Annotated in this window: 10 protein-coding genes and 1 pseudogene; 3 read left to right on the top strand and 8 right to left on the bottom strand. The window is 70.8% G+C overall.

Translation table 11 applies throughout. The features are described 5' to 3' along the window. Positions 1-2 precede the first annotated feature (2 nt). The 6 genes and pseudogenes from ccrA to ABH941_RS14780 all read right to left on the bottom strand — a co-directional run. Positions 3-1,340, bottom strand: coding sequence for a crotonyl-CoA carboxylase/reductase (gene ccrA / locus ABH941_RS14805; protein WP_370129565.1), 1,338 nt, complete (start codon positions 1,338-1,340; stop codon positions 3-5). 406 nt (positions 1,341-1,746) lie between these two features. Continuing rightward, on the bottom strand, positions 1,747-2,610 hold the full coding sequence (locus tag ABH941_RS14800; RefSeq protein WP_370129563.1) for a TetR family transcriptional regulator: 864 nt from the start codon (positions 2,608-2,610) through the stop codon (positions 1,747-1,749). Between the two features lie 77 nt (positions 2,611-2,687). Beyond that, positions 2,688-4,502 (bottom strand): 3-hydroxyacyl-CoA dehydrogenase family protein, encoded by a 1,815-nt coding sequence (locus ABH941_RS14795; RefSeq protein ID WP_370129562.1) that lies wholly within the window; start codon positions 4,500-4,502, stop codon positions 2,688-2,690. 242 nt (positions 4,503-4,744) lie between these two features. Continuing rightward, complete coding sequence (locus ABH941_RS14790) at positions 4,745-5,323, bottom strand: Uma2 family endonuclease (RefSeq protein ID WP_370129561.1); 579 nt, start codon at positions 5,321-5,323, stop codon at positions 4,745-4,747. Between the two features lie 635 nt (positions 5,324-5,958). Continuing rightward, a complete protein-coding gene (locus tag ABH941_RS14785; protein ID WP_370129830.1) occupies positions 5,959-6,510 on the bottom strand; it encodes an NUDIX hydrolase in 552 nt (183 codons plus the stop codon). A gap of 369 nt (positions 6,511-6,879) precedes the next feature. Then, positions 6,880-7,317 (bottom strand): annotated as a pseudogene (locus ABH941_RS14780) (class I SAM-dependent methyltransferase); the annotation flags it as partial. A 131-nt stretch (positions 7,318-7,448) separates the two neighbouring features. Here ABH941_RS14780 and ABH941_RS14775 point away from each other — a divergent pair. Further along, on the top strand, positions 7,449-7,889 hold the full coding sequence (locus tag ABH941_RS14775; RefSeq protein ID WP_370129560.1) for an SRPBCC family protein: 441 nt from the start codon (positions 7,449-7,451) through the stop codon (positions 7,887-7,889). A gap of 42 nt (positions 7,890-7,931) precedes the next feature. Here the strand turns inward: ABH941_RS14775 and ABH941_RS14770 are convergent, their stop codons facing one another. Beyond that, positions 7,932-9,344 carry a gluconate:H+ symporter gene (locus tag ABH941_RS14770; protein WP_370129559.1) on the bottom strand — a complete coding sequence of 471 codons (1,413 nt, stop codon included), beginning with the start codon at positions 9,342-9,344 and terminating at the stop codon, positions 7,932-7,934. 48 nt (positions 9,345-9,392) lie between these two features. Then, positions 9,393-9,896 carry a gluconokinase gene (locus ABH941_RS14765; protein ID WP_370129558.1) on the bottom strand — a complete coding sequence of 168 codons (504 nt, stop codon included), beginning with the start codon at positions 9,894-9,896 and terminating at the stop codon, positions 9,393-9,395. 95 nt (positions 9,897-9,991) lie between these two features. On the opposite strand from ABH941_RS14765, the gene ABH941_RS14760 reads away from it, so the two are divergent. Together ABH941_RS14760 and ABH941_RS14755 are read left to right on the top strand one after the other, a co-directional pair. Then, the gene (locus ABH941_RS14760) at positions 9,992-10,696 is read left to right on the top strand and encodes a FadR/GntR family transcriptional regulator (protein WP_370129557.1); all 705 of its coding nucleotides are present in this window, start codon (positions 9,992-9,994) and stop codon (positions 10,694-10,696) included. 220 nt (positions 10,697-10,916) lie between these two features. Then, positions 10,917-13,415 carry an MFS transporter gene (locus ABH941_RS14755; protein ID WP_370129556.1) on the top strand — a complete coding sequence of 833 codons (2,499 nt, stop codon included), beginning with the start codon at positions 10,917-10,919 and terminating at the stop codon, positions 13,413-13,415. Positions 13,416-13,538 lie beyond the last annotated feature (123 nt).

Below are 13,538 nucleotides of genomic sequence, written 5' to 3'. Positions count from 1 at the left end.
AGTCACTCGCCCCTGAAGCGGTTGATCGCCGACAGATGCTTGTCCCGCAGTTCCTCGTCCCTGACGCCCAGACCTTCGCGCGGGGAGAGGCAGAGCACGCCCACCTTGCCCTGGTGCCGGTTGTGGTGGACGTCCAGCGCCGCCTGGCCGGTCTCCTCCAGAGTGTAGGTCTTCGACAGGGTCGGGTGGATCTTCCCCTTGGCGATCAGCCGGTTCGCCTCCCAGGCCTCGCGGTAGTTGGCGAAGTGCGAGCCGACGATGCGCTTCAGGGACATCCAGAGGTAGCGGTTGTCATACTGGTGCATATAGCCACTTGTCGACGCGCAGGTGACGATGGTGCCGCCCTTCCGGGTCACGTAGACACTCGCGCCGAAGGTCTCCCGGCCCGGGTGCTCGAAGACGATGTCGACGTCCTCACCGCCCGTCAGCTCGCGGATCCTCCCGCCCAGCCGCTTCCACTCCTTCGGGTCCTGGTTGTTCTCGTCCTTCCAGAACCGGTAGCCCTCGGCGCTGCGGTCGATGATCGCCTCGGCGCCCATCGCCCGGCAGATGTCGGCCTTGGCGTCGTTGGAGACCACACAGATCGGCGTCGCACCGCCGGCCAGCGCGTACTGGGTGGCGTAGGAGCCGAGGCCGCCGCTGGCCCCCCAGATCAGCACGTTGTCCCCCTGCTTCATGCCGGCGCCGTTGCGGGAGACCAGCTGCCGGTAGGCGGTGGAGTTCACCAGGCCGGGGGAGGCGGCCTCCTCCCAGGTCAGATGCTGCGGCTTGGGCATCAGCTGGTTGGACTTCACCAGCGCGATCTCGGCCAGGCCGCCGAAGTTGGTCTCGAAGCCCCAGATCCGCTGCTCCGGGTCGAGCATGGTGTCGTTGTGGCCGTCCGCGCTCTCCAGCTCGACGCTCAGGCAGTGCGCGACCACCTCGTCGCCGGGCTTCCAGGCGTGCACCCCGGGGCCGGTGCGCAGCACCACGCCCGCCAGGTCCGAACCCACCACGTGGTAGGGCAGGTTGTGGCGCGAGGTCTCCGGCGAGAGCTTCCCGTAGCGCTCCAGGAAGGAGAACGTGGAGACCGGCTCGAAGATCGAGCTCCACACGGTGTTGTAGTTCACCGCGCTGGCCATCACCGCGACCAGGGCCTCGCCCGGGCCGAGCTCCGGCACGGCGATCTCGTCCAGGTGCAGCGACTTGCGAGGATCCTTGTCGCGGCTGTCCTGGCCGGCGAACATCTGCTCCTCGTCCTTGTGGAGGGTGACCGCCCGGTAGGACTCGGGGACGTCGAGTGCGGCGAAATCGGCCGGGCTCGCGTCCTCGCTGGTGATCGCTTCGAGGATGCTTTTCATGGCTGGGGCCTTCATGGTTGCCTCCGGCGGCTTCCCCGCTTGAGGGGTGCGGGGACGTCTGTTGGGGGTACCGGGAACGGACACCGGTGATGAGGGGCTTAGGTGCTGGGCCTTGCTGGGCTGCGCTTCAGTCGCGTGGTGGTGGGGCTGCTGCCGACCGCCCGTGCAGGGGTGTCGCACGGGCCCTGGGCATGGCGCGCCAGGGTGGGGAGCCGCGGCGCCGCGACCAGTGAGTAACAAGGTACTGGCACCCTGTGCCACCCGTAAAGACACTGCGTGCCACCAATATGGACTCAGGACACGTGAGCGTCATCACGTGGCAACACATACCCCAGGGCATGCGTCGGGCCCCTCCGGCACGCCGGGAGGGGCCTGACGATTCTGCTCTGACCTGCGGTTACGTCCCCTACTTGGCCCCGAGTGCGGCGCGGATGCTCTGCAGCACCTCGTCCAGCGGAGCGTCCGTACGGGCCACGGTGATCAGCACCTCGCCTGAGGGCGTGGCACTCACCGCGCTCTCCACGGCGCTGCTCAACGTCGCCGCGACGCCATTGGTGGCACTGGGTGCCAGCTGGGATGCCCCGGCTGAGGGTGCGTTCCCCCAGAAGGTCCGCCGGATCACCTCGAAGGCGTGGTCCAGCTGCGGTTCGACCTCGCCCCGGCCGCCGGAACGCAGCCAGCGCCGCAGCACGTGGTTGTGGGCCGCGACCACGGCCGCCGCCGACACCTCGGCCAGCATCGCGTCGTCGCCGACCCCCCGCTCCCAGCCCCCGGAGGCCTGCCCCGCCGTGTCGAAGCGCCCCAGCAGATACCGGGTGAACAGCCGCTCGTACCGGGCCACCACGGCGATCTCCCGCTCGCGCAGGGTCGGCACCTGCCGGATCAGCCGGTAGCGGGCCACCGAGACTCCAGGCGTCGCCGCGTACATCCGCAGCACCTCCTTGATGCCCCGGCAGACCACGTCCAGCGGATGCTCCGCCGGATCGGCGCCGGCCAGCAGGTCGGCGACCCGGACCAGGGTGTCGTCGTGGTCCGGGAAGATCGCCTCCTCCTTGGACCGGAAGTAGCGGAAGAAGGTGCGCCTGGCCACGCCGGCCGCGGCGGCGATCTGATCGACCGTCGTCTCCTCGTAGCCCTGGTTGGCGAACAGCTCCATGGCCGCCGCCGCCAGGTCCTGGCGCATCTGCTGCCGCTGTGCCGTCACCCGGCGCGGAGCGCCGTTGGCCTGGTCGACCGCCGTTACCGTCCCGCCGTTCTCTGCCCCGCTCATGACGGGAACGCTACACGCCGGCCCCGCCCGTACGGGCACCCTCGGCGGTCCGGCCGTGCGCGCCCGCAGCGGCGCCGTCACCGGCGCGCGTGGTCGCGGAAGCCACGCCCCGTCTTGCGGCCCAGGCATCCGGCCGCCACCAGATGCTCCAGCAGCGGCGCCGGAGCCAGTCCGGGCTCGCGGAACTCGCCGTGCAGCACCTTCTCGATCGTCAGCGAGACATCCAGGCCGACCACGTCCAGCAGCGCGAACGGGCCCATCGGGTAGCCGCAGCCCAGCTGCATCGCGGTGTCGACGTCGTCGACCGAGGCATAGTGCTCCTCGATCATCCGCACCGCGTCGTTGAGGTAGGGGAACAGCAGGGCGTTGACGATGAAGCCGGCCCGGTCGCCGCACTCCACCGGGTGCTTGCGCACCGCTGTGCAGAGCTCCAGCACCGTGGCGGTGACATCGGGCCCGGTCAGCACCGTGCTGACCACCTCGACCAGGCGCATCGCCGGGGCCGGGTTGAAGAAGTGCATCCCCACCACGTCCTGCGGGCGTCCGGTCGCCATCGCGCACTGGATCACCGGCAGGCTGGACGTGGTGGTCGCCAGCACCGCGCCGGGCCTGCAGATCTTGTCCAGGGTGGCGAACAGCTCCTGCTTCACCGCCAGGTCCTCGGCGACGGCCTCCAGCACCAGATCGGCGGAGGCCAGGTCCTCCAGCGAACCCGAGGCGGTGACCCGCGCCAGCGCCGCGTCCCGGTCGGCCTCGCCCAGGCGTCCCTTGGCCACCATCCGCTCCAGCGACTTCGCCAGCGCGGCCTTGGCCCGGTCCGCCTTCTCCTGGCTGCGAGCGACCAGGGTGACGTCGTAGCCGGCCTTGGCGAAGACCTCCGCGATACCGGTCGCCATCGTCCCCGACCCGCAGACGCCGACGCCGCGGACCTGCCGTCCGGCCACCGCCACGATGTCGCCGTGCGCATCCGGCTCGGCCACCGGCTGGGACGACCCTGGCGCGGCGTAGGTGTAGAAGCCGCGCCCGGTCTTCCGCCCCAGCAGCCCGGCCGCCACCAGCTGACCCAGCACCGGAGCAGGGGCATGCAGCCGGTCGTGCGACTGCGCGTACATCGCCTCCAGCACGGTCTTGGCCACGTCGACCCCGATCAGGTCGAGCAGCGCCAGCGGCCCCATCGGCAGCCCGCAGCCCAGCCGCATGGCCGCGTCGATGTCCTCCCGGGTGGCATAGCGCGACTCGTACATCGCGGCGGCCTGGTTGAGGTAGGCGAACAGCAGACCGTTGACGATGAAGCCCGGACGGTCGCCCGCGGCGACCGGGGACTTGCCCAGGCCCCGGGCGAACGCGGCAGCCGCCTCGGCCACATCAGCGCTGGTCAGCACCGTGCGGACGACCTCGACCAGTTGCATCACCGGGGCCGGGTTGAAGAAGTGCAGCCCGATCACCCGTTCGGGACGCTGGGTCGCCGCGGCGATCCGGGTGACCGACAGCGCGGTGGTGCCGGTCGCGAGCACCGTCCCGGCCGGGCAGATCCGGTCCAGCTCGGCGAACAGCTCGCGCTTCGCGTCCAACTGCTCGGGGATCTCCTCGATCACCAGCTGCGCCTCGGCCGCGGCGTTGAGGTCGTGCCCGACGCTGATCCGTCCGAGCAACTCGGCACGCTCCTCGGCGGTCATCCGCCCGCGTTCCACGGAGTGCGCCGTCGACTCCTCGATCCGCCGCAGCGCGGCTCCGGCAGCGGCGGCGTCCAGCTCGACGCCGACCACCCTGCGCCGGCTGCGCGCGGCGATCTCGGCGATTCCGGCCCCCATGGTGCCGAGTCCGACGACGGCGACGACGGGGAAGACATCCAGGGCGGGGGCAGGCTCAGGGGTGGGCTCAGTCAGGGTCATGGCTGGGTACTCCTCGGGGAGCGTTGCGCCCGTCACGTCGCTCGGACGGTCACGCAACAAATGATGAGGGGGGAGTGGTGCTGATGCACGGCGCGACTGAGGTCACCGTGAGAAGTGGCACTGCCGGATCCATAGATGTGACGGCATGCCAGAAAAGAACAACCAACCCGTCGCTGCGGCTCCCGACGCGGACTGGGGTGGTGCGGACACTGTAGCCGGGCTACCGGGAAGTAGGAAGGGGGTTACTTGGCAGCTTCGCCGTACCGAGGGAGCGCTGTGGTGTCGACAATCCAGTCACCCACGGGGATTTTGTCGCCGAAGACATACGGCACATGCGCGTCGTACCCGGGGCGCCCGTTCCGCTGGACGATCTGCCAGTAGTGCTGAGCCGTCCCGTCGCGCGGGTCGACGATCAGATAGTGGGGGATGCCCATCAGCGGGTACTCGGCGAGCTTGTCGACGTAGTCGTTGGCCGGATTGGAAGGCGAGACGACCTCGACGGCGAGAAGCAGGTCACGGGGGTTCAGCGCGCCGTCCGTCTGCATGGCGGCGTAGGGGACCACGATGGCGTCGGGGCGGCGCAGAATACCCAGTGCGGCATCCTCCACATCACCGCCGGTGTGAACGATGATCCCGGACGGCAACTGTGGCCGCAGCACGTCGGCGATGTTCCATGCGACGAGTTCATGGGTCCCCATCGGGGCCATTATCACGACGATGTGTCCTCCGCTGATCTCCACGTGGTCGGTGAAGGGCGCGGGCGGAGTGAGCTGGTCGGCGTAGTCACGCAGGTGCCTGTAGATCGTCTCCTGGACATCCATACAGAGAAGTTTACCGAGGCGGGGCCCCGCGCTCGAAAGGCTCAGGCGTGTGACGCTCCACGGTTGCAACGGCAGCGTGTGGTGGGGCGAGTTGCGCGCCGTCTCCCGGGCTCACGCCCGGAAGGAAGCGGCTTCCTCCCCAAGCACTTCGTGCAGGGGATACCCCATGCGCGACAAGGCCGGGGGTGGCCCGGGTCCGGCGCGGAGCGCTCGCGGGGGCGCGGGGCGGGGCGAGTGTGTCCCCCATATGGGTTACCTGGGGGGAGTTACAACCACGCTGGGGGGCGTAGCAACCATATATGGGTGTAATACACCCCAGCGTGGTTGTAACTCCCCCCAGCACGGGCAATCCGGCTAGAAGGAACGTTTCTGCAGCCCCGGCACCGGCGCGCACCCGGCAACGCACGCCCCGCTGACCGCCCCCGCTCCTCGTGGTTGCCGCGAGGCGGAGCCGAGCCACCCCAGCCAGGCACGGATCGGCGTGCCCCACGGAGGCGACGGCGAGTCAGCGGGAGCAATCGCGCACGTCGGACTCGGCCGCTGGAAGGGGGCTCGGCCGCGGTGGGGTATGCCCGGCACGAAGTGCTTGGGGAGGGACTCTGCACCCGCCTGCCCCGCCCCGCGAGGCCCTCGCCTCAGTCGGCGGGCCTTCCGCTGCGCCAGGCGGTCAGCCGACGCCAGGCTTCCAGACCGTCCGGGACCCACTCCCACGCGGTGAGGCGGGCGGCGAGTTCGGCCTCCGTGAGGAAGGCGTGCCAGGCGACCTCTTCCTGCTGGGGGGCGACCGCCGTCGGGGTCCTGGTCTCGTAGACGGCTGACCACCAGGTGTGTTCCGGGGACTCGTAGAGGAAGCGGAACAGCGGGACGGGGGAGAGGCCGGAGACGCCCAGTTCCTCCTCGGCCTCGCGCTTGGCCGCCTCGTCGTAGCTCTCGCCGGCGCCGACCACCCCGCCCACGAACATGTCGTGCATCGACGGGAAGACCAGCTTCTCGGCCGTGCGGCGGTGGACGAAGACTCGGTCGTCGGCGTCCCGGGCGAGGATGAAGACGCAGCGGTGGCGCAGCCGCTTCGCGGTGGCCTCGCCACGCAAAGCCTGGCCGATCACCTTGTCCTCGGCGTCGACGATGTCGAGGATCTCGTCGGCGCCGAGCGGTTGGCCCACCCCCTTGCGTCCTGCACCGAGTATCGCGACGGCGGGCAGCGTGACCAGGCCCGACGCCCCCTCCGCGTACGGTGCGACCAGGTCGTCGTAGCGGCGCTTGATCTCGGCGACCACCTCGCCCGACTGGCGCGCGATGAGTGAGCCGGTCAGCGGGGTGCCGCCGACGACGGCGGCCCACCAGTCGTCCCGGTCCACGGAGTGGGTCCAGCGCAGATGCCGGGCCGACTCGTCGGTGAATCCGGAGTCGGCGAGCAACGCACCGAATGCGGCGGCACGGTCGGTGGCCCCCGCGAGGAAGGGTCCCGACGACGGCAGGTCGGCCTGCTGGGGGATGCCCACCGCGGCGACGGCCTCGCCGAAGACCGCGGTGGCGCGCATCGCCTCCTTCTCCCAGCAGGTCAGCGCGATCCGGCCGCCGGGTCGAAGCACCCGGTGCAGCTCGGCCAGTCCGGCCGCCGCGTCGCCCAGGTGGTTGATCACGAAGTTGCCGACCACGGCGTCGAACGAACCGTCAGGGAAGGGGAGTTCGGGGAGGACGGCGAGACGCACATCCGCGCCCGGGCAGGCGGCGCCCGCCAGCGCGGTCATCTCCGGGGAGGCGTCCACCGCCGTGACGACCGCGCCGCGCGCCAGCGCCGCCGCCGCGACGATGCCGGGCCCGGTGCCGACGTCCAGCACTGCAGTGCCCGAGGTCACCCCCGCCGCGTCCAGCAGCGGATCGACGGTATGGGCGGTCAGCCGGGCGAAGCCGCTCCCGTATGCCGCGCCGCGTCCCGCCCAGCCCGACCGTTCGAAGGCGTCAAAAGCGGCCGCGTCCCAGGTGGTCGTCATGGCGGACATCATCGCAGGACGGTCGGTGACCGGGAGAGGGCTGCCCCCGGTTTGGACGGCGGCTCGCGCGGTGGTTGTCTTTCCACGTAAGCAGTGAGCAGGTACTGACAGTGAGCTTGAGGAGTACAACCATGGGCCAGGTCTACGCGGTTACCGAGCGGGTGCTGGACGCCTCGCCGGAGCGGGTCTTCGACGTGCTGGCCGACTACCAGTCGTCCCGAGGGGCGATCCTCCCGGCCCAGTTCAGTGAGTACGAGGTACGAGAGGGCGGCAAGGGCGCGGGCACGGTTGTGCACTGGAAGCTGCAGGCGACCGAGAAGCGGGTGCGCGACTGCCTGTTCACCGTCACCGAGCCCTCGCCGGGGCAGCTGGTGGAGACGGACGCCAACTCCACCATGGTGGTCACCTGGACGGTCACCCCGGCGGGCGAGGGCAAGGCCAAGGTGGTCGTCGAGACGGCCTGGGCCGGTGCCAGCGGCGTCGGCGGCTTCTTCGAGCGGACCTTCGCTCCCAAGGGCCTGAACCGGATCAACAACGAGGTCCTGGACCGCCTGGCGTCCTCCGTCGACTGAGCCAATGGCTGGAGCCCTGCTCCGGGGGCTCCAGCCACCCCGTCAGATCAGCAGGCTCAGCGGCAGGATCAGGGCTATCGCCATCACCGAGATCACCGTCTCCATCACCGACCAGGACTTGAGCGTCTGACCCACGCTCATCCCGAAGTACTCCTTCACCAGCCAGAAGCCGGCGTCGTTGACGTGCGAGAAGAACAGCGATCCGGCGCCGATGGCGAGCACCAGCAGCGAGGTGTGGGTGGTGCTCATCCCGGCCGCCAGCGGCGCGACGATGCCGGCGGCAGTGATGGTGGCGACCGTGGCGGAGCCGGTCGCGATCCGGATGAGCACCGCGATCAGCCAGCCGAGCAGCAACGCGGAGATGTGCAGGTGAGTCGCCCAGCTGCTGACGACATTGCCGACGCCCACGTCCACCAGGGTCTGCTTGAAGCCGCCGCCCGCGCCGACGATGAAGACGATCCCGGCGATCGGGCCGAGGGCGGCCGCCGCGGTGGCCGAGATCCGGCCCCGGTCGAAGCCGGCCGCGCGGCCCAGAGTGACCATCGCGACCAGCACCGCCAGCAGCAGCGCGATCAGCGGTGATCCGACGAAGTCGAGGATGCGCTGCGGGGTCGCGGTCGGCTTGTCGACCGTGATGTCCACCAGGGCCTTGCCCAGCATCAGCACGACCGGCAGCAGGATCGTGCCGAGAGTCGCGCCGAAGCCGGGCCTGTGGCGGGCAGCCGCCTCCGCTTCCGCCTCCGCCTCCGACTCCGCCTCCGCCTCCGACTGGTCCACCGCCGGCAGCTCCAGTGGTCCGACCCAGCGCTCGGCGACGCGGGCGAACAGGGGGCCTGCGACGACCAGGGTGGGTACGGCGACCAGCAGGCCGAGGCCCAGCGTGACGCCGAGGTTCGCGTGCAGCGCGGCCACGGCGACCAGCGGGCCCGGATGCGGCGGGATCAGTCCGTGCAGGACGGACAGCCCGGCCAGCGCGGGGATGCCGACACGCAGCAGCGGCAGGTTTCCGCGCCGGGCGACCAGCACCACGATCGGGACCAGCAGCACCACGCCGATCTCGAAGAACAGCGGCAGCCCGAGCACAGCCGCGATCAGCCCCATCGCCCAGGGCATCGAACGGGGCCCGGAACGGGCCAACACCGTGTCCGCGATGATGTCCGCGCCGCCCGAGTCGGCCAGCAGTTTGCCCAGCATCGCGCCGAGGCCGATGAGCAGGCCGACGCTGGTGACGGTCGCGCCGAAACCGGTCGAGAAGCCGGTCATCAGCTTGTCGAAGGGGACGCCGGCGACGGCCGCCAGGACCCCCGAGCCCAGGGTGAGGGCGAGGAAGGGATGCAGCTTCAGCCCGCTGATCAGGGCCACGATCACGGCGATGCCGAGCAGCATGGCGGTGACGAGTCTGGCGTCGCTGCCGCTGTGGGGGAGGGCCGCGTCAGCGGCCAGCAGGAGGGTCACGCGTTGTCTCCGTTGACAAGAGTGTGTTGACAAGAGTGTGTTGACGGCTCAGGGGGTGGTGAGCAGGCGGACGGCCGCGTCGACGAGCTCCTCGGGCGCCGGTCCCACGTCCAGGACGGCACCGCGCTCGTCCGCCCCGAGCGGTTCGAGCGTCGAGTACTGCGAGTCGAGCAGCGAGGGCGGCATGAAGTGGCCGGTGCGGTGGCCGATCCGGTCGGCGACCAGGTCGTGGGGGCCGGCCAGGTGCAGGAACCAGATGTCCGGGCAGGCGGCGCGCAGGGTGTCGCGGTAGCGGCGCTTGAGTGCGGAACAGGTCACCACGCCACCGACCCCGGCGTCGTTCTGCCGCTGCAGCCACGCCCCGATGGCTTCCAGCCAGGGTTGGCGGTCGGCGTCGTCGAGCGGCGTCCCGGCCGCCATCTTGGCGATGTTGGCGGGCGGGTGGAAGTCGTCGGCCTCCCCGTAGGGGAGGGCGAGTCGTTCGGAGAGCAGCCGGGCGACGGTGGTCTTGCCGACACCGGAGACGCCCATGACGACGACGTTGTGAGCCATGGGAGGACTATGACTCCAAAGGTATGACTTATTCAAGTGGATGAGATGCAATCATCATATGAGTTCGCTACCGCAGGCCCGGATACCCTGACCCCATGGACATCCAGGGCCTGCACGGGCGCCTTCTCGCGGACCTCGGGCCCGCCATCGCCTCCGGTGAGATCCCGGAGGGGACGGTGCTGCGCGGCGAGGAGCTGGAGGCCCGCTACGGGGTGTCCCGGACGGTGGTCCGCGAAGCGGTCCGGGTGCTGGAGGCGATGCGCCTGGTCGCCTCGCGCCGCCGGGTCGGGACGACGGTGCAGCCGCGCGAGGCCTGGGACGTATTCGACCCTTTGGTGATCCGCTGGCGGCTGGCCGGGGCCGACCGCGCGGCGCAGCTGAGCTCGCTCGGCGGCCTGCGGGTCGCGGTCGAGCCGGTGGCCGCGGCGCTCGCCGCCCAGCAGGCGACCGAGGACCACTGCCGCGAGCTCAGCGCCCTCGCGGTGGAGCTGACCGTCACCGCGCGCAGCGGAGACCTGCGGACCTTCCTGCGTCATGACATCGCCTTCCATGCGCTGGTCCTGCGCGCCTCGGGCAACGAGATGTTCGCCCACCTCGCCGACGCCGTGGGCGCGGTGCTCACCGGGCGCACCGAGCACAAGCTCATGCCGCACCACCCGGCCCCCTATGCCGTGGCACTGCACCGGGAGGTCGCTGAGGCGGTCTGCGTGCAGGACGCCGCGGCGGCGGAGCGGGCGATGCGGGCGATCGTGACGGGAGCGCTGGAGGAGCTGGCGCCGACGCTGGCGGACCAGAACTGACCGTTCGGCATCGGTCGCAGGGGAACACGGGGACGAGGGAACTCCCGCAGGAGTGAACCTGATCCAAATGTCGATGAAGCGAGTTTCGCAACTCGTCGACATGGCGTCACATTTCCGCTGGTAATCGCGCCCGGTCGACCATTTTCCGGCCTCGACCGTCCTCGAACTGATCGTATGACCAGTTCGAGGACGGTGCGTGGTCAATGCAATGATCCGTGCCATGTCCGTGACCCAGACCAGCCGTCCGGCCAAGAGCGCACCTGCCCCAGCATCGCCTGCCCGCAGTTCCGGAGCCGCCGCCGACGCAGCCGACTTGACGCCACGTCAACTTCGCCTGGTATTCGCCGGACTGATGATGGCACTGCTGCTCGCCGCGCTCGACCAGACCATCGTGGCCACCGCGCTGCCACGGATCGTCGGCGAACTGCACGGCCTGCAGCACATGTCCTGGGTGGTGACCGCCTATCTGCTGGCCTCCACCATCGGGTTGCCGGTCTACGGCAAACTCGGCGACCTGCTGGGCCGCAAGTCCGTGTTCCAGTTCGCCATCGCGGTCTTCCTGGTCGGCTCCGCGCTCGCCGGCTGGGCGCACAGCATGGACGAGTTGATCGCCTATCGGGCGGTCCAGGGCATCGGCGGCGGCGGGCTGATGATCGGCGTCCAGGCGATCATCGGCGATGTCGTCTCGCCGCGTGCCCGGGGGCGCTACATGGGCCTGATCAGCGCCGTGTTCGGACTTTCGTCCGTGGCGGGCCCGCTGCTCGGCGGTTGGTTCACCGACGGTCCGGGCTGGCGCTGGTGCTTCTACGTCAACCTGCCGCTGGGGCTGGCCGCCCTGGTCGTCACCTCCCTCGTGCTCAAGCCGAAGCGCAGCCGGGGCGAGGGCGAACGCCGCCCCAGGCTGGACGTGCTGGGCTCGCTGCTGCTCGCCGTCACCGGCACCTGCCTGGTCCTGGCGACGAGTTGGGGCGGCAGCCAGTACGCCTGGAGCTCGCCGGTGATCCTCGGTCTGATCGGCGGGGCGGTGCTGTCGCTGCTGCTCTTCCCGATGGCCGAACGCCGGGCCGTGGAGCCGGTGATCCCGCTGCGGCTGTTCCGTGACGGCGTCTTCAATGTCTCCGGCGCCATCGGCGTCGTGGTCGGGGTCGCCCTGTTCGGCGCGGCCAGCTATCTGCCCAGCTTCCTGCAGATGGTGGACGGCGCCAGCGCCACCGTCTCCGGACTGAAGATGCTGCCGATGATGGGCGGCATCGTCCTGGCCTCCATCGCTTCGGGCCAGTTGATCAGCCGCACCGGACGCTACAAGGTCTATCCGATCGTCGGCGGCGCCCTGTCCACGGCCGGGATGGCCATGCTCGGCCTGCTCCACGCCGACAGCTCCTACCTGCTGCAGAGCGCAGGGATGGCGGTGCTGGGCCTCGGCGTCGGGCTGGCGCTGCCGGTGATGGTGCTGGCGGTGCAGAACTCCGTGGCTCCGGGCGACCTGGGCGCCGCCACCTCCGCCAACAACTACCTGCGCCAGATCGGTGGTTCGGTCGGCGCGGCGGTCTTCGGCACCCTGTTCAACTCCCGGCTGACGGAGCAGCTCCGGGACCGGCTGCCGCATGTCGGCGTCGCCGCCGGGGCCGTCCCGCCGACCGACTCGATCACGCCTGAGCTGGTCCGGTCGCTGCCGACGCCGCTGCGGCTGGCCTATGTCGACTCCTTCGCGGCCGCGATGCCGCGGGTGTTCCTCTACCTGGTGCCGGTCCTGGCGCTGGGCTTCCTGCTCGCCTTCCTGCTCAAGGAGAAACCCTTGGTCACCCACGCGCCCTCGCAGGCCGGTACCGACGACGGCCTCCCCTATGAGGCAGCCTTCCCCCACGAGGCAGCACAGTCCGCCCAGCCGGCCGCCCAGGAGGTTCCCGTGCCGCACCAACCGTCCTCCCCGCTGGACACCGCAGGCGTCCCCGGCGCCCCCGGTACCCCGGTCAGCGGCGCGGTGCTGGAGCCCGACCGGACCGGAGTGCCCCGCGCCGTGCTGACGCTGATCGACATGGACGGGCGCCAGGTGGCCCGGGCCGGCAGCGGCCAGGACGGCCGCTGGACCCTGGCCGCGCCCCGGGGCGGCAACTACGTGCTGATCGCCGCCGCGCCCGGCCATCAGCCGCAGGCGGTCACCGTCACCGTGGGCAACCGACCGGTGGACCTCGATGTGGTGCTGGGCGGCACCGGGCGGCTCTCCGGCGCGGTCCGCAGCGCCGAGGGCGCGCCGGTCGCCGACGCCACGGTCACCCTCACCGACGCCCGCGGTGAGGTCGCCGCCACCACCCATGCCGACTCGGACGGCGCGTACCACTTCCGCGACCTGGTCTGCGGCCGCTACACCCTCGCCGTCAGCGCCCGCGCCTACCGCCCGACCGCGCTGGCCGTCGACGTCGCCCCCAGCGGGGAGACCCGCCAGGACGTCGCCATGGCCGGCAGCGGCACCCTGCGCGGGACGGTGCGCACCAACGCCGGGCACGCGGTCGAGGACGCCAGGGTCACCCTGCTGGACTCCACCGGCACCGTGGTCGCCGCCGCGACCACCGGCTCCGACGGCCAGTTCCGCTTCACCGACCTGGAGCCGGGGGAGTACACCGTGATCGCCAGCGGCTACCCGCCGGTGGCCACCGCGCTCCGGATCGAGGACGGCCACACCGAGCGGGACCTCCACCTCTCGCACCGGCTGGACGACTGAGGCGGGGCGCGGCGAGGCGCGGCGAGGCGCCCGGCGAACCGTCATTTCCAGCCGAAAGCAAAGCCCCGGTAATCCCTTCCGTAGATAGTTACGCGGCAATCCCGTGCATCACTCTCCCGGGTG

This window comes from Streptacidiphilus sp. EB103A (genome assembly GCF_041261405.1).
Taxonomy (GTDB): Bacteria; Actinomycetota; Actinomycetes; order Streptomycetales; family Streptomycetaceae; genus Streptacidiphilus.
Note: the sequence above shows the minus strand (reverse complement) of the source record. Positions and strands in the feature narration are given on the sequence as shown.

What these genes read in the sequence shown, in the direction of transcription:
- ABH941_RS14775 (WP_370129560.1), top strand. Translation starts at nt 7,449, where the DNA reads ATGGGCCAGGTCTACGCGGTTACCGAGCGGGTGCTGGACGCCTCGCCG.
- ccrA (WP_370129565.1), bottom strand. Translation starts at nt 1,340, where the DNA reads ATGAAAAGCATCCTCGAAGCGATCACCAGCGAGGACGCGAGCCCGGCC.
- ABH941_RS14760 (WP_370129557.1), top strand. Translation starts at nt 9,992, where the DNA reads ATGGACATCCAGGGCCTGCACGGGCGCCTTCTCGCGGACCTCGGGCCC.
- ABH941_RS14800 (WP_370129563.1), bottom strand. Translation starts at nt 2,610, where the DNA reads ATGAGCGGGGCAGAGAACGGCGGGACGGTAACGGCGGTCGACCAGGCC.
- ABH941_RS14795 (WP_370129562.1), bottom strand. Translation starts at nt 4,502, where the DNA reads ATGACCCTGACTGAGCCCACCCCTGAGCCTGCCCCCGCCCTGGATGTC.
- ABH941_RS14755 (WP_370129556.1), top strand. Translation starts at nt 10,917, where the DNA reads ATGTCCGTGACCCAGACCAGCCGTCCGGCCAAGAGCGCACCTGCCCCA.
- ABH941_RS14790 (WP_370129561.1), bottom strand. Translation starts at nt 5,323, where the DNA reads ATGGATGTCCAGGAGACGATCTACAGGCACCTGCGTGACTACGCCGAC.
- ABH941_RS14765 (WP_370129558.1), bottom strand. Translation starts at nt 9,896, where the DNA reads ATGGCTCACAACGTCGTCGTCATGGGCGTCTCCGGTGTCGGCAAGACC.